The following is a 22,406-nucleotide window of genomic DNA, read 5'->3' on the forward strand; positions in this document are numbered from 1 at the left end:
GTTCCCCGAGGCACAATGGCACGATGGACAAGCGGTTCTCGGATCCCAAGATCGAGCTGCGGGATCTGGCCGGGGAGGACATCCACGTCGTGTGCCCCCGCTGCGAAGCCCGCGCCGTGGTCACGAAAGTCCACGATGCACGCCGGGTGGTCTGCCCGGGGTGCGGCCACACCGCGCAGTGGCCCGGCCGAAGCACCGAGTGGGGCGGTCCGGTCGACCCGTTCTTCCGGTTGCCGCTCTGGCTGCAAGCCGACTGCCATGGCCACACGCTGTGGGCCTTCAACGAGCCTCATCTGGACCTCATCGAGGACTACGTCGCCGCGGGCATCCGTGAACGCGGCCACGGGCCACACCGGATGAGCCTGGTTTCGCGACTGCCCGCGTGGATCAAATCCGCCAAGAACCGCGACGAGGTCCTCCGGACGATCCGCCGAATCCGCGAGGCACAGCATCCCGTCTCACCCGACGCGATCGCCCGCTACCGGCCCACCACCATCGTTTGACTCGTTCCAGAGGGTGTGGCCGGAGGTGGTTGGGCTCTGGCTTGTGCGGCTCAGAGCTGGTGGTCTGCTCCAAAGGTGTGGCTAGAAGCCTGTGTTTATTGGCAGGCGCGCCATCAGGTTTGCGTGACCAGGGCGTGGCATGGGTGGGCACGGCAAGCAGGTGCCGGGGGCGCCCTGCTCCCGCAAACCTGGCCTTCGGCGAGCGCGCGCGGTGAAGACTTACGGCCGTGGCCGGCCGTAAGTCGTGGTGACTGGGTTTACGGACCAAAGACCCACCTGGCTGGGTTTGGTGGGCTGGGCTGGTGGTAGCTGGGTTCAAAGCCGTGAAGGCCACATTGAGGGACTCTGAGTCCCTCAATGTGGCCTTCACGGGCAATCGGGCTAGGCCCAGAGTTGGCCGTCTAGGAGGGCGGCGGCTTCGTCTAGGGAGCCTGCGTAGGCGCCGGTCGAGAGGTACTTCCAGCCTGCGTCGGCGACGATGAAGGCGACGTCGGCCTGCTCGCCCTTGGCGGCTGCCTTTTCCGCCACCGAGAGGGCCGCGTGCAGGACGGCTCCCGTCGAGATGCCGGCGAAGATGCCTTCGTGCTCCAGCAGGTCCCGCGTTCGTCGCAGTGCGTCGTAGGCGCCGACGGAGAACCGGCCGGTGAGCACGCTGGGGTCGTAGAGTTCCGGGACAAAACCTTCGTCGAGGTTGCGCAGGCCGTAGACGAGTTCGCCGTAGCGGGGCTCGGCGGCGATGACCTGCACGCCCGGCTTCTGCTCGTGCAGGTACCGGCCGACCCCCACGAGCGTGCCGGTGGTGCCGAGGCCGCCGACGAAATGCGTGATCGTCGGCAGGTCCTTCAGCAGTTCCGGCCCGGTGCCCGAGTAGTGCGCGTGCGCGTTCGCGGGGTTGCCGTACTGGTAGAGCATCACCCAGTCGGGATTTTCCTCGGCCAGCTTCTTGGCGACCCGCACGGCTTCGTTGGACCCACCCGCGGCCGGCGAGAACACGATCCTCGCGCCGTACGCCTGCAGCAGCTGCTTGCGCTCGGTCGAGGTGTTCTCCGGCATCACGCACACCAGGCCGTAGCCCTTGAGCTTCGCGGCCATGGCCAGCGAGATCCCGGTGTTGCCCGACGTCGGCTCGAGAATGGTCGTCCCGCGGCGCAGTTTGCCCTCGCGCTCGGCCGCCTCGATCATGGCCAGCGCGGGCCGGTCCTTGATCGAGCCGGTCGGGTTGCGGTCCTCGAGCTTGGCCCACAGGCGGACGTCATGCGTCGGCGACAGCCGGGGCAGCCCGACGAGCGGGGTGCCACCGAGCGTGTCGAGCAGCGACTCGTAACGAGCCATGGTTAGCGCGCGCCGCCGGCGACGGCGGGCAGGATCGTCAGCGTGTCGCCGTCCTTGACCTCGGCCTCGAGCCCACCGGAGAAGCGCACGTCCTCGTCGTTGACGTAGACGTTGATGAAGCGGTGCAGCTTCTCTTCCTTGACCAGGCGGGCCTTCAGCCCGGCGTGGCGCGACTCGACGTCGTCGATCACCTCGAGGACGGTCTTGCCGGCGGCCTCGACGGACTTCTCGCCGCCGGTGTGGGTCCGCAGGATGGTCGGGATGGAGACGTTCACGGCCATGGTTTTTCCTCCGCTTGGTTGCTGTTGGTGGCAGACGTTCGGGCGATCGCCGTTATTCCACGATCTCGACCGGTTCCTCGGTGATGACACCGTCCACGATGCGGTACGACCGGAATTGGTGCTGGTCGGGATCCTTGGTGGACACCAGCACGTAGTGGGTTTCCGGCTCGGAGGCGTACGACACATCGGTACGCGACGGGTACGCGTCGGTCGCGGTATGCGAGTGGTAGATCACCACCGGGACCTCGTCCTTCGCGTCCATATCGCGATATAGCCGCAGCAGGTCGCCCGAGTCGAACTCGTAGAACGTCGGCGACCGGGCCGCGTTGAGCATCGGGATGAAACGCTCCGGTGAGTCGGAGCCCTCGGGTCCGGCGATCACGCCGCACGCTTCGTCGGGATGGTCCCGGCGGGAGTGGGCGACGATCTCGTCGACGAGTTCACGGCGGATCTGAAGCACGATGACATCTTACGTGGTGGACAGACGCCGTCCACGATCTGAGACTTACTTGACCGCGCGCTCGAACACCCTCGCCGACGCCGAGCACAACGCGTCGAGCGCCATCGCCCGTTCGACGTCGCCGCGTCGTCCCTCGGCCGCCGGCAATGCCCGCGCACCCGTTGCCACCACGAAGATCGTGGTCCCGCCGAGCGGAGTCCGAAGAGCTCGCACGACGCCGTCGTGAGCGGACACGGCCAGCCGCCGGCACTCGGCCTTCGACAACGCCGCGTCGACCGCGACCACGCCGACCACCCGTTCGGGCGCGTGCACCATCGCGAGCGCACCGACCACGAACTCGCCGACGGTCTCGCTCACGCCTTCACCGCTACCGGCCGCTTCGCACGCGTTGTAGCCGTCAGAAGCGCTGGGCTTTCCCGGAGACGGGACCACCGCCGTCGGGACGATCGGCACGACTTCGTGCGGCTGCGCGCCGACGGGGAACCCGCGGCCTCGCTCGGCCAGCCAGCGCACGACACCGTCGGCAGCGGCCAGCCCGTACGCGCCGCCGCCCGACAGGCACACAGCGTCGACGCGCTGGACCAGGTTTTCGGGTTCGAGCAGGCTCGTTTCCCGGCTGCCGGGAGCACCGCCACGCTGGTCGACGCCGCAGCTGGTGCCGTCCGGCACCAGCACCACGACGGTGCTCGCACCGTGCCCGCCACGGAACCGGCCGACCAGCACCCCGGCGACGTCGGTGATCACTCCGTGAGCGCCTGGATCAGGCCTTCCTGCACCCAGGTCAGCCAGTGGTAGACGCCGAGATGCGGCGCACGCGGGTCGTCCTCGGGCAGTTCGTCCGGCATGTCGTCGCTGACGTCGAGCGCCGTCCCGAGCGCGAGCCGCACATCGTTGAGCGCGGCGAGCCAGGCGTCGGCCTGCTCGATCGAAAGTTTCACGTCGCCGCCGTCACGCGGCAGGGTCTCGAGGACGAGCGTCGCCACGCCGACCTTGGCGTCGAGCAACTCGGGCTCGTGCAGCGAGCGCATCGCGGCGGCCGAGTCGAGGTCTTCCTTCGACGGATTGTCCGGGTCCAGCTTGTGGAAGTCCGGTAGCAGCCGCGAGAGCACCGGGTCGTCGGGCGACTCGGAAGAGCCTGTGCGCATGCCGGTCAGTTCCGCGAGCTCGTCCTGCGGGGTCTCCTCCGCGCGCGCCCGCAGCATGTCTTCGAGCTGGCTGACCAGCCCTCGGAGCACCGCCGCTTCCTGCTGCTCGAAGCCGGCCAGCACGGAGGCTCCCTTGCGACGCCAGTTCTTCACGAGGACTGCTCCATGGTCGCCCAGAGGCCCATCGCGTGTAACTTCGCGACGTCGCCTTCCACTTTTTCCTTGGTACCCGACGTGACGATGGCCTTGCCCTTTTCGTGCACGTCGAGCATCAGCTTCGTCGCGTGGTCACGGCTGTAGCCGAACAGCTTCTGGAAGACATAGGTCACGTACGACATCAAGTTGACCGGATCGTTCCAGACGATCGTCCGCCATGGTGTGTCCGCGGCAACGACTTCACCGCCGAGCGGGTCGACCTGCGTCTGTTCGGCCAAGACAGGCGTGGACATACGCTCCATGGTGTCACGAGCGCCATACGGCATGGGCCGGGAGGGTCTGCCATGTGGGTGAATAGGCTGAGTGTCATGGGTTCCCCGGAGTCAAGTCCAGGCGCCAGCACCGCGCTGCTCACCGACCACTACGAGCTGACCATGCTGGGCAGTGCGCTGGCCGACGGCACCGCGCAGCGGCCCTGTGTGTTCGAGGTCTTCGCCAGGAGGCTGCCCGACGGGCGCCGTTACGGCGTGGTCGCGGGCACGGCCAGGGTCCTCGACGCGATCGCCGACTTCAAGTTCACCGACGCCGAGCTCAGCCAGCTCGAGTCGACGGCCGTCGTGGACGACGAGACGCTCGCCTGGCTCGCCGAGTACTCCTTCTCCGGAGACATCGAGGGCTACGAGGAAGGTGAGCTCTACTTCCCGGGCTCGCCGATCCTCACCGTGCGCGGCAGCTTCGCCGAGGCCGTGCTGCTGGAGACGCTGGCGCTGTCGATCCTGAACCACGACAGCGCGATCGCCTCGGCCGCGGCCCGGATGTCGAGCGCCGCCCACGGCAGGCCGATCATCGAGATGGGCGGCCGCCGCACGCACGAGTACGCCGCCGTCGCCGCCGCGCGCGCCGCGTATCTCGCCGGTTTCGCGACGACGTCGAACCTCGAGGCCGGGCGCCGCTACGGCATCCCGACCCGCGGCACCGTGGCGCACGCCTTCATGTTGCTGCACGACAGCGAAGAGCAGGCCTTCCGCGCGCAGGTCGACAAGATGGGCGCCGACACGACCCTGCTGGTCGACACCTACGACATCACCGCCGGCATCGAGACGGCCGTCCGCGTCGCCGGGCCCGAGCTCGGCGCGATCCGGATCGACTCCGGCGACGTCGGCCCGCTGGCCCGCAAAGCCCGCGACCAGCTCGACGCCCTCGGCGCGAAGGACACCCGCATCGTCGTCTCCGGCGACCTCGACGAGCACGCCATCGCGGCGCTGAGGGCTGAGCCCGTCGACGCGTACGGCGTGGGCACCTCGGTGGTCACCGGCTCCGGCGCGCCGACAGCGGGCATGGTCTACAAGCTCGTCGAGGTCGACGGCAGGCCGGTGGCGAAGCGCAGCCCCCACAAGGAATCCCGCGGTGGCCACAAGGCCGCGCTGCGACGGCACCGCGGCACCGGAACCGCTGTCGAAGAGGTCATTTACCAGGCCGACGGCCAGGCACCCGAGCCGGGCGAACACGATCGGCCGCTGCAAATCCCCCTGATGCGCGGTGGACAAACCGTGGCGGACCTGCCCACTCTTGACGACGCACGGCAACGCCTGCGCCGAGCGCTGGTGAGCCTGCCGTGGGAGGGCCTCAAACTCTCGCACGGCGACCCCGCCATCCCCACTCTTTTTGTCTAGTTTTTGCCTAATCTGGCTGTCTAGCCGAGCCGTTTGATTGAGGAGCCCCCATGAGCACCACGCTGATCGTGGTCGACATGCAGAACGACTTCTGTGAGGGTGGATCGCTGGGCTTGCCCGGCGGCGCCGCCAAGGCCGAAGCGATCTCGAAGCACATGGCCACCGGCAACTACGCACATATCGTCGCGACCAGGGATTACCACATCGACCCTGGCGACCACTTCAGCGATAACCCGGACTTCAACAAATCCTGGCCGCCGCACTGTGTCGCGGGCACCGGCGGGGCGTCGTTCCACCCGTCGCTCGACATCAGCCCGATCGAGGCCGTGTTCTCGAAGGGGCACTACACCGCCGCCTACTCGGGCTTCGAGGGCAAGACCGACGCCGGGGAAGACCTCGTGGACTGGCTGCGCGCGCACGACGTCGACGCGGTCGAGGTCGTCGGCATCGCCACCGACTTCTGCGTACACGCCACCGCGATGGACGCCGCCAAGGCCGGTTTCTCGGTGAACGTCCTGCTCGACTTCACCGTCGGCGGCTCGCAAGCCACCGTCGACAACGCCCTGAGCGACTTCCGCGAAGCCGGGATCGCCTACACGGGCACCGCCGCGCTGCCGCCGGGGGCAGTCAGCTGAACCGCACGCACCCGCGTGACCCCACGCTCTAAACCCAGCCCCGCGGTGAACCCGGCCCACGGGCTTGGGCACGCTGGCGCTGGAGGCCACGGGGGATTACCCCAAAGCGGCGTTGGGGGCGTTGAGTGCCCCCAACGCCGCTTTGGGGTAATGCTGGGTGGCGACGGCTTAAAGCTGGTGGTTGCGGTCAGATGTGCGGCTAGAAGCCTGTGTTTATTGGCAGGCGCGCCATCAGGTTTGCGTGACCAGGGCGTGGCATGGGCAAGTCGCTTGCGATCTGCCAGGGGGCGCCCTGCTCCCGCAAACCTGGCCTTCGGCAAGCGCGCGCGGTGAAGACTCCCGCCCGTTGGGCGGACGTGAGTCGTGGTGACTGGGTTACGGACTAAGGACCCGCGTGGCTGGGTTTGTGGGTGGGTCGTGAGTGGTTACGAGTGTTAGAACACTTGTTGCCACTCACGAGCCACGCTGGGTCGGCACCCGCGAGGCGTGCCCTAGTCCCGTTTTTGGCCGAAGGGGTCGCATTTCGCGGTGCCTAGGATGATGTCGCCTTCGGCGGGGCCACCGTCCGGGAAAAGTTTGATGTGCACGGTGTTCGTGGTGAGACTCCCGTCCGGTGGGCGGGGCGTGATCAGTTCGTTGAGCACGACCTTCGCCATCGGGCGGGTTTCCCCGCCTGCGCCGGGGATGGTGATCGTGTAGTTGGCCGGGATGTTCGCCGGCACGGTCATGCCGGTGACCTCGCCGATCTCGATGTACCCGTCGCTGCCCGTGCCCGTCGTCGCGCACCGCGCCACGAATGTGCGCACGGTGATCACCGGTCCGCCGTACGCCTGCAACAGCGTGGTCTTGAACCGGCGCCCGCTGGACTGGCCGATCGCGACGCCGTCCGGCTGGCGGGCGCAGGCCGTGTCGCTGTTGCCGAAGACGCCGGCGTTCCCGTAGACCCCGCCCATCGTCCCGGCCCGGACCGGCCCGTCCGCGGTGCAGGGCGCGATGCTCTCGACCTGGACGTGCTGGCCGTCGGCGGTCACGTCGACGGACCCCACCGATCCCGAAGCCGTCGCCGTGATCGGAGCGGCCTGGGCCGGGAGCGGCACCGCGACGAGGCCCGCGCACAGCGTCGCCACCGTGATGATCTTCCTGCCCTTCGGCATATCCGACCTCCTTCATTCGTGGTTCCCCCTTTCGGGCATCGGCAGCCCATGGTCCGCTCGTGACGTCCACGGCCGGACATCACCCGGACGTGTCGATCTTGAAAAGCCGTGAGGAACACGACTTCTGGCTCTTCACCGGCACACTGGCGGTTAGCCTCCGAAGCACGCTGAGTGAACAACGAACTTCTGGAGGTCCCGTGTCAACGCTGTCCCTCGCCGGTCGCCGTCCCGTCCTGGCGGACCTCGTGCCCGGCACGATCGTCCGCGACATCGCACTGGTCGCCGGTGGCGCCGGGCTGACCGGCCTCGCCGCGCAGATCATGATCCCGGTGCCCGGCAGCCCGGTGCCGATGACCGCGCAGACCTTCGCCGCCCTGCTGGTCGGCGCGTCGCTCGGCTGGCAGCGCGGCGCCGCCTCGATGCTGCTGTACCTGCTCGTCGGGGCGCTGGGCGTGCCGTGGTTCCAGAACGGCACCTCCGGCATGACCGGCGCGAGCGCGGGCTACATCGCCGGTTTCGTGCTCGCGGGCGCGCTCGTCGGCGCACTGGCCAGCCGGGGCGGTGACCGCACCCCGCTGCGGACGGCGGGCACGATGGTGCTCGGCAACCTGGTGATCTACGCCGTGGGCGTGCCGTGGCTCATGGCCGCCACCTCCTTCGACTTCGCGACCGCGCTGGACAAAGGCGTGTTCCCGTTCCTGATCGGCGACGCGCTCAAGATCGCCGCCGCCTCCGCCCTCCTGCCCACAGCCTGGGCACTGGTGAACAAGATCCGCAAGGACTGATCCGCACGACATGTCCCGTTCGCAGCGCTACACGATACGAACGGGACATGTCGCGGTGATTGCCGAAGGTTCCGTCGGTGCGGACGGCTAATGTTTGCCTTGTGTCCGCAAGATCTGACTTCCCCGGTGTCAACGAACTCCTCACGCACGCTGTCGAGGCGGTCGGCGGTGCCGAGCGCGAGGGCCAGGTCCGCATGGCTGAGGCCGTCGGCAAAGCGATCCGCACCGGCGAGCATCTCGCCGTGCAGGCGGGCACGGGCACCGGGAAGTCGCTGGCGTACCTCGTCCCCGCGATCCGGCACGCCGTCGAAAAGGAAGCCACCGTCGTGGTCTCCACGGCCACGATCGCGCTCCAGCGCCAGCTCGTCGACAGGGACCTCCCCCGGCTCGCGAAGTCGCTGAAGAAGCCTCTCGGGCGCGAACCGACGTACGCGATCCTCAAGGGCCGCCGCAACTACCTGTGCCTCAACCGCTTGGGCGCCGGCGCCCCCGACGAGCCGGAGGACCAGGCCCTGTTCGCCGACCCGTTCGCGGTGTCGCGGGTGGGCAAAGAGGTCACGCGCCTGCACGAGTGGTCTTCGGACACCGAAACGGGCGACCGCGACGAGCTGGTGCCGGGCGTTTCGGACCAGGCTTGGCGGCAGGTCTCGGTGACGGCCAGGGAGTGCATCGGCGTCTCGCGCTGCCCCATCGGCACGGACTGCTTCGCCGAACAGGCCCGCGCCGAAGCCGGCCGTGCGGACATCGTCGTCACCAACCACGCGCTGCTCGCGATCGACGCCCTCCAGGGCTATCAGGTGCTTCCGGAACACGATCTGGTGATCATCGACGAGGCCCACGAACTGGTCGACAGGGTCACCTCGGTCGCCACCGGCGAGCTGACCAGCGGCATGGTCTCGGCCGCCGTCCGCCGCAGCGGCAAGCTGATCGACGCCGACATCGCCGACAGGCTGATGGAGTCGAGTGACGCACTGGCCGTCATCCTCGACGACATCCCGGCCGGGCGCCTGGACCAGATGCCCCGGTCACTCCAGGGCTCGCTGCCCGCCCTGCGCGACGCCGCCCATGGCTGCATCTCCGCGCTGGGCTCCGAGCGCAAGGAAGACCCGGAAGAAGCCACCGCGCGCAAGCTCGCCCGCACCCTGCTCGAAGAAATCCACGACACGGCCGTCCGCCTGCTGGAGGCCCACGACCCCGACGCGGCCCACCAGCGCGACGTCGTCTGGCTGACCGGCGACCAGTACTCGTCGAACCCGCGCCCGCCCGCGCTCAAGGTGGCGCCGCTGGGTGTCGCCGGGCTGCTGCGCGAGAAGGTCTTCGGGCTGAACACCACGGTCTTGACCTCGGCGACGCTCACCCTCGGCGGGAACTTCGACGCGCTCGCGCGTCAGTGGGGTTTGCCGCCCTCACAACCGAAAGTCGTGAAGGCCGAAGGCACCGCGACCGACAAAGAACCGCCGAAGGACAAGGACGAACCGAAGTGGACCGGCCTCGACGTCGGCTCGCCGTTCGACCACAAGCGCAACGGCATCCTCTACATGGCCAAGCACCTGCCGGCACCGGGCCGGGACGGGCTGTCGCCGTCCACATTGGACGAAATCGCCGAGCTGATCGAAGCCTCGGGCGGACGCGCGCTGGGGCTCTTCTCGTCGATGCGGGCCGCGAAACAGGCCGCCGAGGAGCTGCGGGACCGGGTCAAGCACCCGATCCTGTGCCAGGGCGAGGATTCCACCGGGCTGCTGATCCAGAAGTTCTCCGACGACCCGCGCACCTGCTTGTTCGGCACGCTTTCGCTGTGGCAGGGCGTCGACGTACCGGGCCCGTCGCTGCAACTGGTGCTGGTGGACCGGATTCCGTTCCCCCGCCCGGACGACCCGGTCTCCTCGGCGCGGCAACGCGCGGTGGAAGCACGCGGTGGCAACGGTTTCCTCACCGTCGCCGCCACCCATGCGGCGCTGCTGCTCGCCCAGGGCACCGGCCGATTGCACCGCTCGGTCAGTGACAGGGGTGTTGTCGCCATCCTCGACTCACGCCTCGCGACGGCCCGCTACGGCAGTTTCCTGCGTGCTTCGCTGCCGCCGTTCTGGCCGACAATGGATCCGCAAGTCGCGCGGGACGCCCTGCGCAGACTGGACGCGGCCGCCCCCGTCTGAGCCGGTCATCGGTACCCGGCTACCGTAAAGGGAACGGAAAGACCCGAGGAGAGCACTTGTCCCAGGACTCACCCCATCCATCGAGCGCCCCTTCCCCGAACGCACCGTCACCCAGTGCGCAGTCGAGGTCGGTCAGTGTCGACGACATCGGCGTTCGGCGACAGCTCGCCGACGGCAGCGAAGAAGCCGTCACCTGGGCCGAACTGACCGCGGTCGTCATCAGGGTGATTCCCGAAGGCCTGTCGAAGGAAGACGTCTTCTTCATGCTCGCGGGCGCGAACGGCAAGGGCACCGCGATCCCGAGTGCGGACCCGGCCGCGGACGCGCTGATCGAGCGCCTCCAGACGCTCCCCGGTTTCGACCACGAGAAGTTCATCGAGGCCATGACCACCGACGCGGACGAGATCTACGTCGTGTGGAGCGCCGAAGACGCCCAGAACTGACCCGGGCGCGCGGGTTACGCGATCGGGAAGGTTTCGTTGACGGGAATACCCTTCTTGAGCGTCCGGCTCACGGTGCAGAGCCGCTCGATGGCCCGGTCCACCGCCGCGGCGAGCGCTTCGCGTTGCGCCTGGTCCAAACCGTCCAGCGGAACGTCGAAGTTCACGTAGACCGCGTCGAGTTCCGAAGCACCTTCACGACGATCCGCGGAGACCTCGACCCGGAACTTCGAGTCCTCGCCGACGCGCCGGGTGATGAGCGCTTCGGCGGTCACCGCGGAGCACCCCGCAGCGGCTATCTGCAGCAGCTCGGCTGGGGAAAACGAGCCCGCCTGGCCGTTGCGGCCGATCCGGACCTCGGCGCCACGCTCGTTGCGCCCGACGAACTCGTGTTCACTGTCCCGCTGCACTTCAAGTGTCATAACCGCTGAAACCGGCTCAGCCGCCGAGTTGTTCCGCTTCCCAGCGTTGCCACGTCCACGTGGTCGCAGGCAAGCCGGGATGGTCCAGCAGGTGGATCAGGAACCGTGCCCGCGCGGGCTCAGGTCCCTCCGCCACCTCCGCGACGCGCTGCCGAAGCGACTCGTCATCGATGGCGCGAGCCACCGCGATGTAGCCCTCGTCCTTGCAGTGCTGCCTCCGGCTCACGACCGTGACCACCAGATCCGCCAGGCGTGCTCGCGCCTGCTCGGTCAGGTCTTCGCGACGCGCCAAGTACTTGAGCAAGCTCTGCTTCGTGGTCCAACCCTTGTGCCACTCCGCGGGGAAATGGGCCTCCCACTCCAGATAGCGCAGCGAGTAATGGATCAGCTCCGCGGAGCCGCTCGGGAACCGTTCGGGCCCGAGGTCGACCCAGGACCAGCCCTGCCACAACGTCTCCATCAGCTCTCGACCGCAAGCGTCACTCAGTTCCGAACGCGCCTGGACAGCTGGATCCTTCTTCGGGCGCTTGCGGGGTTTCGTATCGCCGAAGTCCCAGACCGCTTGCTGCGCGGCGTGAAACGCGGCCTGCGCCTGTTTGAACCGGAGCACCGCTTCGGCGCGAACCACCGGATCAGGTGAGACGAGATCGTCCACCCACTCCATATCGCGGCCCAAGGCCATCGACGAGCCCTCGCCGTTCAACCAGAACATCTGCCCAGCCTATGGACTCGGGCGAACCATTTACCCGCGCGAAGGGTTCCACTGCGCGAGCACGGTGACCGTGCCCGGATCGACCTCGGTGAAACCCGCGTCGCGCACGGCCACGACCCCACGTCGCTGCCAGGCGCCCGCCGGATCGTTCCCCGGATGCAAGGCCTTCCAGCGGGCGATGGTCGGCGTGCGCACCGCACAGCGGTAGTCACGCGCGGCCCAGGCGGCCAGCTCGTCGGGTGCCAGCAGTGAAGCGAGGATCATCGTGGCGTGCCCGACCTGCGCGGACGCCTTTCCGACGGTCATGGAGACCTCGGGGTTGAGAAACAGCACCGGCAACCCATCGGGTGCGGGACCCGGCTCGTCCGGCGGCAGCTCACTGCCCGAGATCTGCAGCCTGCCGACCTCTTTGGGGGTCTCGATCACCAGACCGGGCACCAGTGCACGCGCCTCGGCGCCGTCGATCTCGACCGTGATGCCGGGAAGCTCCTGCACGGCTTGCCAATGCGTGCCCCGCGCCCGGCGCGCGACCTTGCGGATCCGGCCGTCGACCCAGGCCTTGAGCTGGTCGTGCCACTCGCCTTCGGGTTCGGCGCGCTCGTCCAGGCAGACGGCCAGCGCGGCGGCAGCGGCGGCTTCGAGCAGCGGAGTACGTCGGGGCGGCTCGGCTCGTTCGATGCGCAGGATGACCGGCATCGCGCGAACCAAGTCCGGCTGCTCGTCCGAGGTGTCCGAGGTGTCTTCGGCGGGAAGCCCGAGCCAGTACGCGTACCTGGCGGCCAGCGGTTCGAGAACGCTCACGGGCGGAGCAGTTCGAGTCCGTCCGCCGCATCGGCGGCTTCGACCTCGGCACGCGTGATGCCCAGCATGAACAGCACCGCGTCGAGATACGGATGCGACAGCGCGGTGTCCGCGACCTCCCGGAGCGCGGGCTTGGCGTTGAACGCGACCCCCATCCCGGCCGCAGCCAGCATGTCGATGTCGTTCGCGCCGTCGCCGACGGCCACGCACTGCTCCAGCGGGATGCCGTATTCGGTCGCGAACCGGCGCAGGGCGATCGCCTTGCCCTCGCGGTCCACGATCTCGCCGATCACGCGGCCGGTGAGCTTGCCGTCGACGATTTCGAGCTCGTTGGCGGCCGAGAAGTCCAGCCCGAGCTCGTCGACGAGGTGGTCGATGATGGTGGTGAACCCGCCGGAGACGACTCCGCAGCGGAAACCGAGCCGCTTCAACGTCCGCACAGTGGTGCGGGCGCCTGGCGTCAGCTCCAGCGAGCCGGCGACCTCGGCGAGCACGGACTCGGGCAGGCCTTCGAGCAGCGCGACCCGGCGCACCAGTGACTCACCGAAGTTCAGCTCGCCGCGCATGGCGGCTTCGGTGATCTCACGGATCTGCGGCTCGGCCCCGGCGTACGCGCCGAGCATCTCGATCACTTCGCCCTGGATCAGCGTGGAATCGACATCGAAGACCACAAGCCGCTTCGCCCGCCTGGCCAGCCCCGCCGGTTCCACGGCGATGTCCAGCCCGACCTGCGAAGCGATGTCGGCCAGCATCGTGCGGAGCGCGGCATCGGCTTCCGGCGTGTCCTCGGAGACCGAAACGTAGATCTCGAGGCCGGTCACCGGGTAGTCGGCGATGCTGCGGATGGTGTCGATGTTCGTGCCGAGCGCGGCCATCCGGCGGGCGACGTCGGTGAAGGCTCGGGCGGTGAACGGGCGGCCCAGCACCACGAGGACGTGGGTGGAACCGCGCCGGTCCGGGGCGAACGGATCGGCGCCGATGGCCGACCCGATACGCACCTCGACGTTCATGCCGACGCTCGCCATGACCTGCTCGACGGCCTCTTGCAGGCCCTCCGGGTCATCGCCGACGCCGACCAGCACGCCCAGCACCAGCTGACCGCGGATCACCACCTGCTCGACGTCGAGCAGCTCGACGGCGTGCTTGGTGAGCGCGGTGAACAAGACAGACGAAACGCCTGGCTTATCAGGACCGGTAGTCGTGATAAGCACAGGCGTTTGCGTCACTTCTTTTGTTCCTTGTCTGCTCAGAACCAGCGCGAGCGCGCTACTGCTCGCTCGCGTTGTCCTTGTCGTGCGAGCCCGGCATCGCGGCGTCGGTCAGCACCTGGGAAGGAGCTTTCGCGTCGCCGTCGCCGTGGATCTTCGGCTTACCGGTGAAGGTGATCTCGCCTTCACGGTGGATCCGCTCGATCATGTGCGGATAGTGCAGTTCGAACGCCGGACGCTCGGACCGGATCCGCGGCAGCTCGGTGAAGTTGTGCCGCGGCGGCGGGCAGGACGTCGCCCACTCGAGGGAGTTTCCGTAACCCCACGGGTCGTCGACCGTGACGATCTCGCCGTACCGGTAGCTCTTGAAGACGTTCCAGATGAACGGCAGCGTCGAGGCACCGAGGATGTACGCACCGATCGTGGAGATCGTGTTCAGCGTGGTGAAACCGTCCGTCGCCAGGTAGTCGGCGTACCGGCGCGGCATGCCCTCGTTGCCCAGCCAGTGCTGGACGAGGAACGTGCCGTGGAAACCGATGAACGTGGTCCAGAAGTGCCACTTGCCGAGCTTCTCGTCCAGCATGCGCCCGGTGATCTTCGGGAACCAGAAGTAGATCCCGGCGAAGGTCGCGAACACGATCGTGCCGTAGAGCACGTAGTGGAAGTGGGCCACGACGAAGTAGCTGTCCGACACGTGGAAGTCGATCGCCGGCGCGGCCAGCAGGATGCCGGTCAGACCACCGAAGAGGAAGGTCACCAGGAAGCCGACCGAGAAGATCATCGGCGTCTCGAAGGAGAGCTGACCCTTCCACATCGTGCCGATCCAGTTGAAGAACTTGACCCCGGTCGGAACCGCGATCAGGAACGTCATGAAGGAGAAGAACGGCAGCAGCACCGAACCGGTCGCGTACATGTGGTGTGCCCACACCGCGATCGACAGCGCGGCGATGGCCAGCGTCGCCCAGACCAGGCCCTTGTAACCGAAGATCGGCTTGCGGCTGAACACCGGGAAGATCTCCGACACGATCCCGAAGAACGGTAGCGCGACGATATAGACCTCGGGATGGCCGAAGAACCAGAAGAGGTGTTGCCAGAGGATCACCCCGCCATTGGCCGGGTCAAAGACATGGGCACCTAAGTGCCTATCCGCTAGCAACCCGAGCAACGCGGCGGTCAGGATCGGGAACGCCAGCAGGATCAGGATGCTGGTGACCAGGATGTTCCAGGTGAAGATCGGCATCCGGTACATCGTCATACCCGGTCCGCGCAGGCAGATCACCGTGGTGATCATGTTGACGCCACCGAGGATCGTGCCGAGACCGGAAACGACCAGTCCGGAGATCCACAGGTCGGCGCCGACACCCGGCGAGTGGATCGCGTCCGACAGCGGCGTGTAGGCGAACCAGCCGAAGTCGGCGGCGCCACCCGGCGTCAGGAACCCGGAGATCACGATCAGCCCACCGAAGAGGTACAGCCAGTAGGAGAACGCGTTCAACCTCGGGAACGCGACATCCGGCGAGCCGATCTGCAGCGGGAGGATGAAGTTCGCGAAGCCGAACAGGATCGGTGTCGCGTAGAGCAGCAACATGATCGTGCCGTGCATCGTGAACAGCTGGTTGTACTGCTCCTGCGAGAGGAACTGCTGACCCGGACGCGCGAGCTCCGTACGGATCAGCATGGCCATCGCGCCGCCCACCATGAAGAAGGCGAACGAGGTGACCAAATACATGATGCCGATTTGCTTGTGGTCCGTCGTGCGGAACAACCGCAGCAGGTACGAACCCTTCACCGACTCCCGCGCGGGATACGGGCGCGTGGCGATCGGCTTGGGGGCTACGGCCGTCACTCCTGCCTCCAACACTCAAACCTTGTGGTGGTCATGGTTCCGCCGCCGGTGGATTGTGAGCCCGCCTGACGGCTAGAGGGATCCTAGCTCTCGCTACCCGGCGTCGCGCGCACCGGCTGGCAAGATCACGGGATGACTGGCGGCTACACCCACTCGGCCGTGGCCGCCGCCGTCGAGGTCGCGCAGCGGCACGGGCTCCCGGCAGACGATCCCGAAGTGCTCCACGAACGGTCGAACGTGCTGGTGAGACTGGGTTCGGCGGTGGCACGGATCCCCGGCACCACCAGGCTGGTCCGGGGTACTTCCGCCGCGTGGCTGGCACGCGACGTAGCGCTGTCGGGGTTCCTCACGGAACGTGGTGTGCGTGTCGTCTCACCTTTGTCGGATCCCCGGCCGGGCCTCATTTCTCGGGCGGTCTGCCGGTCACTCTCTGGCATTTCACCCCGCATGAACGGGATCATCGGTACAACCCGCGCGACGTGGCGGAGTCGCTGGCCGAGGAGCGCCGCACGCTGGACCTGTGGGAAGACGCCTTCGACGGCCACGCACCCAAACTGCGCGCCGGGGCCGATCGGATCGCTCCCAGCCTGGTCGGCGGGCCCGTTCAGGCACTGCACGGGGATCGGGGCGGCGCGGAGGGCGCGGCGATGCTCGCGGCTTATCCGAGTGCCCCCGGAGGTGGCGGAACTTGCACCCTTTCGTGAACTCCAGCGATTCCCCCAAAGCGGCGTTGGGGGCACTCAACGCCCCCAACGCCGCTTTGGGGGAATGGCGTGACGTGCGGCGGGGCAAACGTGGCAGGGCGCGGCCCGGCAGGTGTTGCCGAAGGGTTTTGTCGGGGGGCGCTGTTAGCGTCCGGAGCGTGGAACTCGAGGACTACATCGTCGCGCTTCGCCGGGACGGCGCCCGGCTGGCGGAAGCCGCAACGGACCTGAGGCTGCCGGTGCCGAGCTGTCCGGAGTGGACGGTCGCGGACCTGGTCTGGCACACCGGCAAGGTGCACGACTTCTGGCGGCAGATGGCTTCCGGCGGGGAGCCGGACAAGCGGGTCGAGCCGGAGCATCCCGTCGACACCGAGCTGATCAAGTGGTTCGCCGAAGGTGTCGAGGCCACGGCCGAGGTGTTGGCCGGGCTCGACCCCAAGACGCCGACCTGGACGTGGTCCGAGCAGCGCGACGCGGGGTTCATCCAGCGCCGCATGGCCCAGGAAACGGCCGTCCACACGTGGGACGCGCTGGCCGCGGCCGGTCGGGACGAGCCGGTCGAGCGTGAGCTGGCCGTGGACGGGATCGACGAGCTGCTGACGTTCTTCCTGCCCCCAATACCGCCGAAGGGGTTGGGCAGTGTTCATCTGCACACCACCGACGGGCCCGGCGAGTGGCTGATCGTCGCGGGTGAGAACAGCTGGGTGGTCACCCACGAGCACGCCAAGGGAGACGTGGCCGTCCGCGCGACGGCGTCGGATCTCTTACTGCTGTTGTGGCGGCGCAAGGGTCCCGAGGTGGCGCAGGTTTTCGGCGGCGAGGAGGTGCTGAGCCGCTTTCTCGCGTCGGGGGACCTGGGCTAGGGCCACACTCGGGGCAACGGCGTCTCGACTTCGGGCGCGACAGCGGCGACGACCTGGTCCAGCACCTCGTCGGCCTGCCCCACCAGTAGATGACCGGCACCGGGAAGCTCGACGACCCGGGCGTGCGGCACGACGACACAGCGCGCGGCGACTTCGGCGGGATTGAGGAAGTCGTCGAATTCCGGCACCAGCGCGGTCACCGGTTTGCCGCTGTCGGCCCATCGCGCCAATTGGTCGCGGGTGCTCCACCGCATCGGCGGGGCGATCAGCACGAGGCCCTGAACCAGCGGGTCGTGGCCGTAACGCACGGCGAGGTCGGTGCCGAAAGACCAGCCGACCAGCCAGACGTTCGGCAGGCCGCGTTCGCGGGCGAAGTCCAGCGCGGCGGCGACGTCGAACCGTTCGGACTCGGCCTCGCCGAAGCTTCCTTCGCTTCGACCGGCTTCGCTTTCGCTGCCGCGCGTGTTGAACCGCAGGATCGCGAACCCGGCCAGCGCGGGCAGCCGGAGCGCGGCCTTGCGAAGCACGTGGGAGTCCATCATCCCGCCGTGCGTCGGCAGCGGGTGCAGCATGATCAGCGTCGCGACAGGCTCGCGATCCACCGGTAGCGCGAGCTCGCCGACGAGGCGGAGCCCGTCTTCGGTGGTGAGCGTTAGCGGTTCCCGGCGCGCCGGGAGTTCGGTGTTGGGGCCGATCCGCTCGCTCATCAGCGTCTCCTCGACGGGCCTCGGCGGGCGCGGGCTTCCCAGCACGGCCGGTGCCAGTGCCGCCTGTCCTCGACCGAGCCCAGGTCGTCGGCGGGCCAGACGACCACATGCGGGGTGCCGGGAAAGATCTCGTGGTCGCAGCCGGGACAGCGATAGGTCTTGGTCGCCTGGGCGCCGGGCACGCTGCGGACCAGCCATTCGCCGTCCGGACCCGCCTCGGAGCGCGCCCAGCCCATCGACGCGCCTAGGTCACGCGCGTCTCGGCGGTCGGGGCGATGACGTCGGGGCACACCTCCGAATCTAGCCGCCGCTACTCACCGAAGTATTTCCCGGGCGTCACGCCGACCGATCGCCGGAAGGCGGCGACAAAAGCGCTCGTCGACGCGCCTGGGTGCGCCGTCCAGCGGCAATCCGCCGGCGAGCCACGGCAAAGACGCGCGCAATCTGGCCTGGGTGCGCCAGGTTCCGAAGGTCAGCCGGCACTCGGCGAGGAAGATCCGCGCCAGCGTCCGCTCGCTCGCGCCGACCTCGCGCCCGAAGTCCGCGAGCCCGCGCGGGTCCGCCGGATCGGCCACCAGCGCCGCCGCCACCCGCGCGGCACGCTCCTCCGCCGGCATCGGCACGCTGATCGGGACGACGTCAACGGGTTCCATGAGGTCGAAGGCGACAGCCTCGGCACGCAGGCGGGCACCGGTTTCGACGTCGGCGGCCGTCAGGTATTCGAGCAGTTCTCGCAGCAATGGCCGGACGTCGATCAGCCGCGGCGACGACCAGTGGGACGACCAGTGGACCGGGCAGCGCTCCGGACCGGCGTAGACACCGAAGCATCGCGTGCGCGCTCGCACCGGTGCGGTGCCGGACGCCCGCTGGCAGCCACAGCGCGCGGGTCGGCGGCAGCACCCAATGCGCGTCGCCGACGTTGACCACGACGACCCCGCGCGCGGCCCAGGCGAGCTGGTGTTCGTCGTGGACGTGCCAGGTTAACCACGTCCCGGCGGGCAGGTCGAACTCGCCGAGCACCATGGCGCCCGGCGAATCGAACTGCCCGAGAATCTGTCTGGTTCGCGACATCGGTTGACAGGCTATCGCCTATCGGACGGCTCGCGGTGCTCGTAGCGTTCCCGCTATGCCGATGAACTTCTTGCACCGCAAGCTTTGCAGCTCCGAGCCCTTTGAGGACAGCACTTTCTCGGCTGTCGTCTGCTTCACGATGCTGCACCACGTGCCGTCGACGGCGTTGCAGGACTCGATCTTCGCCGACAGCCAGGCGAGCTTTCCGTTCCGGCTGCTGCACATCGGCGACACGATTCTCCGCGGTGAAAGGACGTCAGCCGTAGGCGAGCGCGAGCGGCACCAGTTGTTCCGCGCTCGTCAACGACCCGTGGTGACCGATCAACGACGATTCGAGCGGCTCGGCGGCCCGCCGCAGCATGCCGAAATCACCCCGCGCCGCCGCGACGACGTCGCCGATCCTCGGCCGGACACGGTCACTCACCGGCCCGAACCATCCGGCGGTGATCGCCTCGTCGCGTGAGACCACCCAAGCGTTGTCCCCCAAGGCTTCCCGCCACGCGGCGAGCACATCGGCCGCCGCACCTTCCTCGACGTAGACGTGCCTTGCCCGCGCTTCTCCACCCAGCGCGCGAACCCCGGCCACCAGCGCCGGATTCTCGTCGACATCGAGCGCCGTTCCGTCCACGCTCACCATGCCGTGGTCGGCGACGACGGCGAGTACGCTACCGGACGGCAGTCCCTCCACAATGGACTCCACCAGCCTGTCGACCTGACGCAACTGCATCCGCCAAGCTGTCGAACCCGGTCCGTAAAGATGCCCGAGCATGTCGAGTTCACTGTGGTAGGCGTAGCAAAAACTGGGACTGCTTTCCAGTGCCCGCAACGTTTCCGCGCCCAGATCCCCGAGCGCGTGCACCCCGGCGTACCGGCTGCCGCGCTGGACGGCCCTGGTCATCCCGGTACCCGCGAATTTCGCGTAGTTGACCACGCTCGTCGCGACTCCGGCCGCCGCCGCGCGTTCGAACGTCGTCGGCAGCGGCTGGACCTCCTCGGGTAACAACGTCCCGAGCAGGTCTGCGCCACCGGGATGAACACGCCACTGCAGCGAGTTCAGCACGCCGACACCAGGCACCTCGAAGGTGTAGCCCGTCATGCCGTGCTCACCCGACGCCAGCCCGGTGCCGATCGCCGCGAGCCCGGCGGCCGTCGTCGACGGGAAGCCGACGTGCAGCGGCCGCTTCGCCAGCTCCGTGAGCACCGGCGCGTCGGAGGCGTACGCCGCCAGCAGCTCCCAGCCCATGCCGTCGACCAGCAGGACGCACGCGCGGGAGACGTCCGGCAGGTCGAGGGTGTTCGCGAAACCCGCGACCCCGAGCGCCGAGAGCAGGGACGGGACGACCTGACTGAGATGCGGCTGTGCTGGAAGATCCACGGACCCAGCTTCCCACCACGGCCCGCGGCGGCGATAATCGTCGGTATGCCGACCTACGCGTACCGCTGCCGGGAATGCTCCGAAAGCTTCGATCTGATGCGCCCGATGAGCGAATCCGGCGCACCCGCCGCGTGCCCGGACGGCCACGCGGACACCGTGAAACTGCTGACCACGGTCGCCCTGACCGGCGCAGCGGCAGGTGCCCCGGCGCCGGCCGCGGGCGGTTGCTGCGGTGGCGGCTGCTGCGGCTAAGTGGCCTTAAGCGCTTGATCCAAGTCGTGCCAAAGATCCTCGACGTCTTCAAGTCCGACGGACATCCGCAGCAGCTTGTCGGTTACGCCTGATCCGTGCCGATCGTCCTCCTCCATGATCCGGTGGCTGAGCGACGCCGGATGCTGGATCAGCGTGTCCACACTGCCGAGACTGACCGCGGGGGTCAGCAGCCGGACGGCGCCGATGAGCGCGTGCGGGTCACCCTTGACCTCGAAAGCCACCAGCGGCCCGCCAAGGGACGGGTAGTGCACCGCGCCGACAGCGTCATGCGCGGAGAGCCGTTCGACCAGCGTCGCGGCCGTGGCCGAAGCCGCCGAGATCCGCAGTGGCAGCGTGGAAAGTCCGCGCAGCAACAGATATCCGGCCAGCGGATGCAGCACGGCACCGGTGGCGAACCGGATCTGCCGCAGCAGCGCCGCGGGCTCCGCGCCGCACGCGACCACCCCGCCCATGACGTCACCGTGCCCGCCGAGGAACTTGGTCGCGCTGTGCAGCACCAGTTTCGCACCGACACGGCCGGGCTGCTGCAGGATGGGCGTGGCGAAAGTGTTGTCCACCAACAAGGGGACGTCACCGCAGAGCTCGGCCAGCGCGGCGATGTCGACCTCGCTCAGTGTCGGGTTCGCGGGCGTCTCGACGAAGACGAGTCCGGTGTCCGGGCGAAGCGCGTCTTTCAGAGTTTCGGGCGATGCCCAGGTGAGCTCGTTGCCCAGCAGGCCGGATGCGAGCAGGTGGTCGGTCGTGCCGTAGAGCGGGCGGACGGCGACGACGTGCCGCTTGCCCCTCGCGACGGCCGCGAGCAGGCACGCCGTCACCGCGGCCATGCCACTGCCGAACGCGACGGCATGGTCGAAGCCCTCGATCTCGGCCATCGCCTCCTCGAACCGCTCGACCGTCGGATTGGAGATGCGGCCGTAGACCGGCATGCCGGGATCGAGCGCACCGGTGGCGAACACGTCGATCCGGCGGGCCTCCTCGGCACTGTCACGGGACGGATAGGTCGTGGACAGGTCGATCGGGACGGCGTGCACCCCGAGGTCCGTGAGATCGTCACGGCCGGCGTGGACAGCTCGGGTTCGCATCGAGGAGGTCATGCGACAAGGCTCGGTCAATCACCGGATCAGGCGCAATGATCTCGGATAGAATTCGGAAATGACGGCTTCTGTCGAACTCAGCACGGTAGACCTGGAGATTCTTCGCATCCTTCAGAACGACGCCCGGGTCTCGAACAAGGAACTCGCGGCTGCGGTCGGCGTCGCGCCGTCGACCTGCCTCGACCGCGTCGCCCGGCTGCGCGGCACCGGCGTGATCACCGGTCAGCACGCGCAGGTCGACGCCGAGAAGCTCGGGCGACCACTGGAGGCGTTCCTGTTCGTCCAGGTGCGCCCGCACCGGCGGCCGCTGGTGGACCCGTTCATCGAGCACCTGCTGGCGCAGCCCGAAGTCCGCGCGGTCTACCACCTGACCGGCCCGGACGACTTCCTCGCCCACGTCGCGACGACGTCGGCCAGCGAGCTGCAGCGGCTGGTACTGGACGAGCTGACCTCTCGCGACGAAGTCGCCAGGGTGCACACGAACCTGGTGTTCCAGCACTGGAGCGGCGGCCCCCTGCTGCCGCCCGTCACCTCAAGCCGTGGCTCGTGAGTGGCAACAAGTGTTCTAACACTCGTAAACACTCACGACCCCCACGCGCCTGACCGCCACATT

At 68.3% G+C, this 22,406-nt stretch carries 26 protein-coding genes and 2 pseudogenes; 11 read left to right on the plus strand and 17 right to left on the minus strand.

The genetic code is table 11. The features are described 5' to 3' along the window. Positions 1-503, plus strand: a 503-nt coding sequence (locus VGP60_RS17000) for a hypothetical protein (protein WP_327548982.1), incomplete at its 5' end; no start/stop codon positions are given. Between the two features lie 381 nt (positions 504-884). On the opposite strand, the gene VGP60_RS17005 is transcribed toward VGP60_RS17000, so the two are convergent. The 6 genes from VGP60_RS17005 to clpS are packed head-to-tail and all read right to left on the minus strand — an operon-like array spanning position 885 to position 4,170. After that, positions 885-1,835, minus strand: a complete 951-nt coding sequence (locus VGP60_RS17005; protein WP_327548983.1) for a cysteine synthase — start codon at positions 1,833-1,835, stop codon at positions 885-887. Positions 1,836-1,837: 2 nt separating this feature from the next. Then, on the minus strand, positions 1,838-2,116 hold the full coding sequence (locus VGP60_RS17010; RefSeq protein ID WP_327548984.1) for a MoaD/ThiS family protein: 279 nt from the start codon (positions 2,114-2,116) through the stop codon (positions 1,838-1,840). A gap of 52 nt (positions 2,117-2,168) precedes the next feature. After that, the gene (locus tag VGP60_RS17015; RefSeq protein ID WP_327548985.1) at positions 2,169-2,576 is read right to left on the minus strand and encodes a M67 family metallopeptidase; all 408 of its coding nucleotides are present in this window, start codon (positions 2,574-2,576) and stop codon (positions 2,169-2,171) included. A gap of 45 nt (positions 2,577-2,621) precedes the next feature. Further along, on the minus strand, positions 2,622-3,320 hold the full coding sequence (locus tag VGP60_RS17020; protein ID WP_327548986.1) for a P1 family peptidase: 699 nt from the start codon (positions 3,318-3,320) through the stop codon (positions 2,622-2,624). After that, the gene (locus tag VGP60_RS17025; protein ID WP_327548987.1) at positions 3,317-3,874 is read right to left on the minus strand and encodes a DUF2017 domain-containing protein; all 558 of its coding nucleotides are present in this window, start codon (positions 3,872-3,874) and stop codon (positions 3,317-3,319) included. Before VGP60_RS17025 ends, VGP60_RS17020 begins: the two co-directional genes overlap by 4 nt. Continuing rightward, positions 3,871-4,170, minus strand: a complete 300-nt coding sequence (gene clpS, locus VGP60_RS17030) for an ATP-dependent Clp protease adapter ClpS (RefSeq protein ID WP_327548988.1) — start codon at positions 4,168-4,170, stop codon at positions 3,871-3,873. Before clpS ends, VGP60_RS17025 begins: the two co-directional genes overlap by 4 nt. A gap of 75 nt (positions 4,171-4,245) precedes the next feature. Here clpS and VGP60_RS17035 point away from each other — a divergent pair, with 75 nt between their 5' ends. Further along, a complete protein-coding gene (locus VGP60_RS17035; RefSeq protein ID WP_327548989.1) occupies positions 4,246-5,550 on the plus strand; it encodes a nicotinate phosphoribosyltransferase in 1,305 nt (434 codons plus the stop codon). 50 nt (positions 5,551-5,600) lie between these two features. Continuing rightward, positions 5,601-6,185, plus strand: a complete 585-nt coding sequence (locus VGP60_RS17040) for an isochorismatase family protein (RefSeq protein ID WP_327548990.1) — start codon at positions 5,601-5,603, stop codon at positions 6,183-6,185. A 491-nt stretch (positions 6,186-6,676) separates the two neighbouring features. On the opposite strand, the gene VGP60_RS17045 is transcribed toward VGP60_RS17040, so the two are convergent. Further along, positions 6,677-7,339 carry a choice-of-anchor P family protein gene (locus VGP60_RS17045; protein WP_327548991.1) on the minus strand — a complete coding sequence of 221 codons (663 nt, stop codon included), beginning with the start codon at positions 7,337-7,339 and terminating at the stop codon, positions 6,677-6,679. Between the two features lie 197 nt (positions 7,340-7,536). Here VGP60_RS17045 and VGP60_RS17050 point away from each other — a divergent pair, with 197 nt between their 5' ends. The 3 genes from VGP60_RS17050 (at position 7,537) to VGP60_RS17060 (ending at position 10,720) form a co-directional block, all read left to right on the plus strand. Beyond that, entirely contained in the window at positions 7,537-8,124 is a 588-nt protein-coding gene (locus tag VGP60_RS17050) for a biotin transporter BioY (RefSeq protein ID WP_327548992.1), read from the plus strand. Between the two features lie 101 nt (positions 8,125-8,225). Beyond that, on the plus strand, positions 8,226-10,277 hold the full coding sequence (locus VGP60_RS17055; RefSeq protein ID WP_327548993.1) for an ATP-dependent DNA helicase: 2,052 nt from the start codon (positions 8,226-8,228) through the stop codon (positions 10,275-10,277). A gap of 56 nt (positions 10,278-10,333) precedes the next feature. Beyond that, positions 10,334-10,720 (plus strand): hypothetical protein, encoded by a 387-nt coding sequence (locus VGP60_RS17060; RefSeq protein ID WP_327548994.1) that lies wholly within the window; start codon positions 10,334-10,336, stop codon positions 10,718-10,720. 14 nt (positions 10,721-10,734) lie between these two features. Here VGP60_RS17060 and VGP60_RS17065 read toward each other — a convergent pair whose 3' ends face one another. Genes VGP60_RS17065 through ctaD form a run of 5 tightly spaced genes read right to left on the minus strand, consistent with a single transcriptional unit; the run spans position 10,735 to position 15,706 of the window. After that, on the minus strand, positions 10,735-11,139 hold the full coding sequence (locus tag VGP60_RS17065) for an OsmC family protein (RefSeq protein ID WP_327548995.1): 405 nt from the start codon (positions 11,137-11,139) through the stop codon (positions 10,735-10,737). A 16-nt stretch (positions 11,140-11,155) separates the two neighbouring features. Beyond that, entirely contained in the window at positions 11,156-11,851 is a 696-nt protein-coding gene (locus VGP60_RS17070) for a hypothetical protein (protein ID WP_327548996.1), read from the minus strand. Positions 11,852-11,881: 30 nt separating this feature from the next. Further along, positions 11,882-12,652, minus strand: coding sequence for a peptidyl-tRNA hydrolase (locus tag VGP60_RS17075; RefSeq protein ID WP_327548997.1), 771 nt, complete (start codon positions 12,650-12,652; stop codon positions 11,882-11,884). Next, complete coding sequence (serB, locus tag VGP60_RS17080; protein ID WP_327548998.1) at positions 12,649-13,878, minus strand: phosphoserine phosphatase SerB; 1,230 nt, start codon at positions 13,876-13,878, stop codon at positions 12,649-12,651. The genes VGP60_RS17075 and serB overlap by 4 nt, the downstream gene beginning before the upstream one ends. Before the next feature lie 40 nt (positions 13,879-13,918). Further along, positions 13,919-15,706 carry a cytochrome c oxidase subunit I gene (gene ctaD / locus VGP60_RS17085; protein WP_327548999.1) on the minus strand — a complete coding sequence of 596 codons (1,788 nt, stop codon included), beginning with the start codon at positions 15,704-15,706 and terminating at the stop codon, positions 13,919-13,921. 479 nt (positions 15,707-16,185) lie between these two features. Here ctaD and VGP60_RS17090 point away from each other — a divergent pair, with 479 nt between their 5' ends. Both VGP60_RS17090 and VGP60_RS17095 read left to right on the plus strand, forming a co-directional pair. After that, the gene (locus tag VGP60_RS17090) at positions 16,186-16,410 is read left to right on the plus strand and encodes a hypothetical protein (protein ID WP_327549000.1); all 225 of its coding nucleotides are present in this window, start codon (positions 16,186-16,188) and stop codon (positions 16,408-16,410) included. A gap of 158 nt (positions 16,411-16,568) precedes the next feature. Then, positions 16,569-17,273, plus strand: coding sequence for a maleylpyruvate isomerase family mycothiol-dependent enzyme (locus VGP60_RS17095; protein WP_327549001.1), 705 nt, complete (start codon positions 16,569-16,571; stop codon positions 17,271-17,273). Here VGP60_RS17095 and VGP60_RS17100 read toward each other — a convergent pair. The 3 genes and pseudogenes from VGP60_RS17100 to VGP60_RS17110 all read right to left on the minus strand — a co-directional run bounded on the left by VGP60_RS17100 (position 17,270) and on the right by VGP60_RS17110 (position 19,003). Next, positions 17,270-17,980, minus strand: coding sequence for an alpha/beta hydrolase (locus VGP60_RS17100; protein ID WP_327549002.1), 711 nt, complete (start codon positions 17,978-17,980; stop codon positions 17,270-17,272). The genes VGP60_RS17095 and VGP60_RS17100 overlap by 4 nt on opposite strands. Further along, a complete protein-coding gene (locus VGP60_RS17105) occupies positions 17,980-18,270 on the minus strand; it encodes a hypothetical protein (protein ID WP_327549003.1) in 291 nt (96 codons plus the stop codon). The genes VGP60_RS17100 and VGP60_RS17105 overlap by 1 nt, the downstream gene beginning before the upstream one ends. A 20-nt stretch (positions 18,271-18,290) precedes the next feature. Beyond that, positions 18,291-19,003: pseudogene (locus VGP60_RS17110) on the minus strand (helix-turn-helix domain-containing protein). A 145-nt stretch (positions 19,004-19,148) separates the two neighbouring features. On the opposite strand from VGP60_RS17110, the pseudogene VGP60_RS17115 reads away from it, so the two are divergent. After that, positions 19,149-19,289, plus strand: a pseudogene (locus tag VGP60_RS17115) (SAM-dependent methyltransferase); the annotation flags it as partial. A gap of 18 nt (positions 19,290-19,307) precedes the next feature. Here VGP60_RS17115 and VGP60_RS17120 read toward each other — a convergent pair. Beyond that, complete coding sequence (locus tag VGP60_RS17120) at positions 19,308-20,426, minus strand: alkaline phosphatase family protein (RefSeq protein ID WP_327549004.1); 1,119 nt, start codon at positions 20,424-20,426, stop codon at positions 19,308-19,310. Between the two features lie 45 nt (positions 20,427-20,471). Between VGP60_RS17120 and VGP60_RS17125 the strand changes: the two genes are divergently transcribed. Next, positions 20,472-20,678 (plus strand): zinc ribbon domain-containing protein, encoded by a 207-nt coding sequence (locus VGP60_RS17125; protein ID WP_327549005.1) that lies wholly within the window; start codon positions 20,472-20,474, stop codon positions 20,676-20,678. Here VGP60_RS17125 and VGP60_RS17130 read toward each other — a convergent pair. Then, the gene (locus tag VGP60_RS17130) at positions 20,675-21,793 is read right to left on the minus strand and encodes a trans-sulfuration enzyme family protein (RefSeq protein WP_327549006.1); all 1,119 of its coding nucleotides are present in this window, start codon (positions 21,791-21,793) and stop codon (positions 20,675-20,677) included. The genes VGP60_RS17125 and VGP60_RS17130 overlap by 4 nt on opposite strands. A 58-nt stretch (positions 21,794-21,851) precedes the next feature. Here VGP60_RS17130 and VGP60_RS17135 point away from each other — a divergent pair, with 58 nt between their 5' ends. Beyond that, positions 21,852-22,343 (plus strand): Lrp/AsnC family transcriptional regulator, encoded by a 492-nt coding sequence (locus VGP60_RS17135; protein WP_327549007.1) that lies wholly within the window; start codon positions 21,852-21,854, stop codon positions 22,341-22,343. The last annotated feature ends 63 nt before the right edge of the window (positions 22,344-22,406 follow it).

This window comes from Amycolatopsis sp., assembly GCF_036008905.1.
Lineage (GTDB): Bacteria > Actinomycetota > Actinomycetes > Mycobacteriales > Pseudonocardiaceae > Amycolatopsis.

What these genes read in the sequence shown, in the direction of transcription:
- VGP60_RS17135 (WP_327549007.1), top strand. Translation starts at nt 21,852, where the DNA reads ATGACGGCTTCTGTCGAACTCAGCACGGTAGACCTGGAGATTCTTCGC.
- VGP60_RS17040 (WP_327548990.1), top strand. Translation starts at nt 5,601, where the DNA reads ATGAGCACCACGCTGATCGTGGTCGACATGCAGAACGACTTCTGTGAG.
- VGP60_RS17125 (WP_327549005.1), top strand. Translation starts at nt 20,472, where the DNA reads ATGCCGACCTACGCGTACCGCTGCCGGGAATGCTCCGAAAGCTTCGAT.
- VGP60_RS17005 (WP_327548983.1), bottom strand. Translation starts at nt 1,835, where the DNA reads ATGGCTCGTTACGAGTCGCTGCTCGACACGCTCGGTGGCACCCCGCTC.
- VGP60_RS17045 (WP_327548991.1), bottom strand. Translation starts at nt 7,339, where the DNA reads ATGCCGAAGGGCAGGAAGATCATCACGGTGGCGACGCTGTGCGCGGGC.
- VGP60_RS17070 (WP_327548996.1), bottom strand. Translation starts at nt 11,851, where the DNA reads ATGTTCTGGTTGAACGGCGAGGGCTCGTCGATGGCCTTGGGCCGCGAT.
- VGP60_RS17130 (WP_327549006.1), bottom strand. Translation starts at nt 21,793, where the DNA reads ATGACCTCCTCGATGCGAACCCGAGCTGTCCACGCCGGCCGTGACGAT.
- VGP60_RS17065 (WP_327548995.1), bottom strand. Translation starts at nt 11,139, where the DNA reads ATGACACTTGAAGTGCAGCGGGACAGTGAACACGAGTTCGTCGGGCGC.
- VGP60_RS17010 (WP_327548984.1), bottom strand. Translation starts at nt 2,116, where the DNA reads ATGGCCGTGAACGTCTCCATCCCGACCATCCTGCGGACCCACACCGGC.
- clpS (WP_327548988.1), bottom strand. Translation starts at nt 4,170, where the DNA reads ATGTCCACGCCTGTCTTGGCCGAACAGACGCAGGTCGACCCGCTCGGC.
- VGP60_RS17035 (WP_327548989.1), top strand. Translation starts at nt 4,246, where the DNA reads ATGGGTTCCCCGGAGTCAAGTCCAGGCGCCAGCACCGCGCTGCTCACC.
- VGP60_RS17100 (WP_327549002.1), bottom strand. Translation starts at nt 17,980, where the DNA reads ATGAGCGAGCGGATCGGCCCCAACACCGAACTCCCGGCGCGCCGGGAA.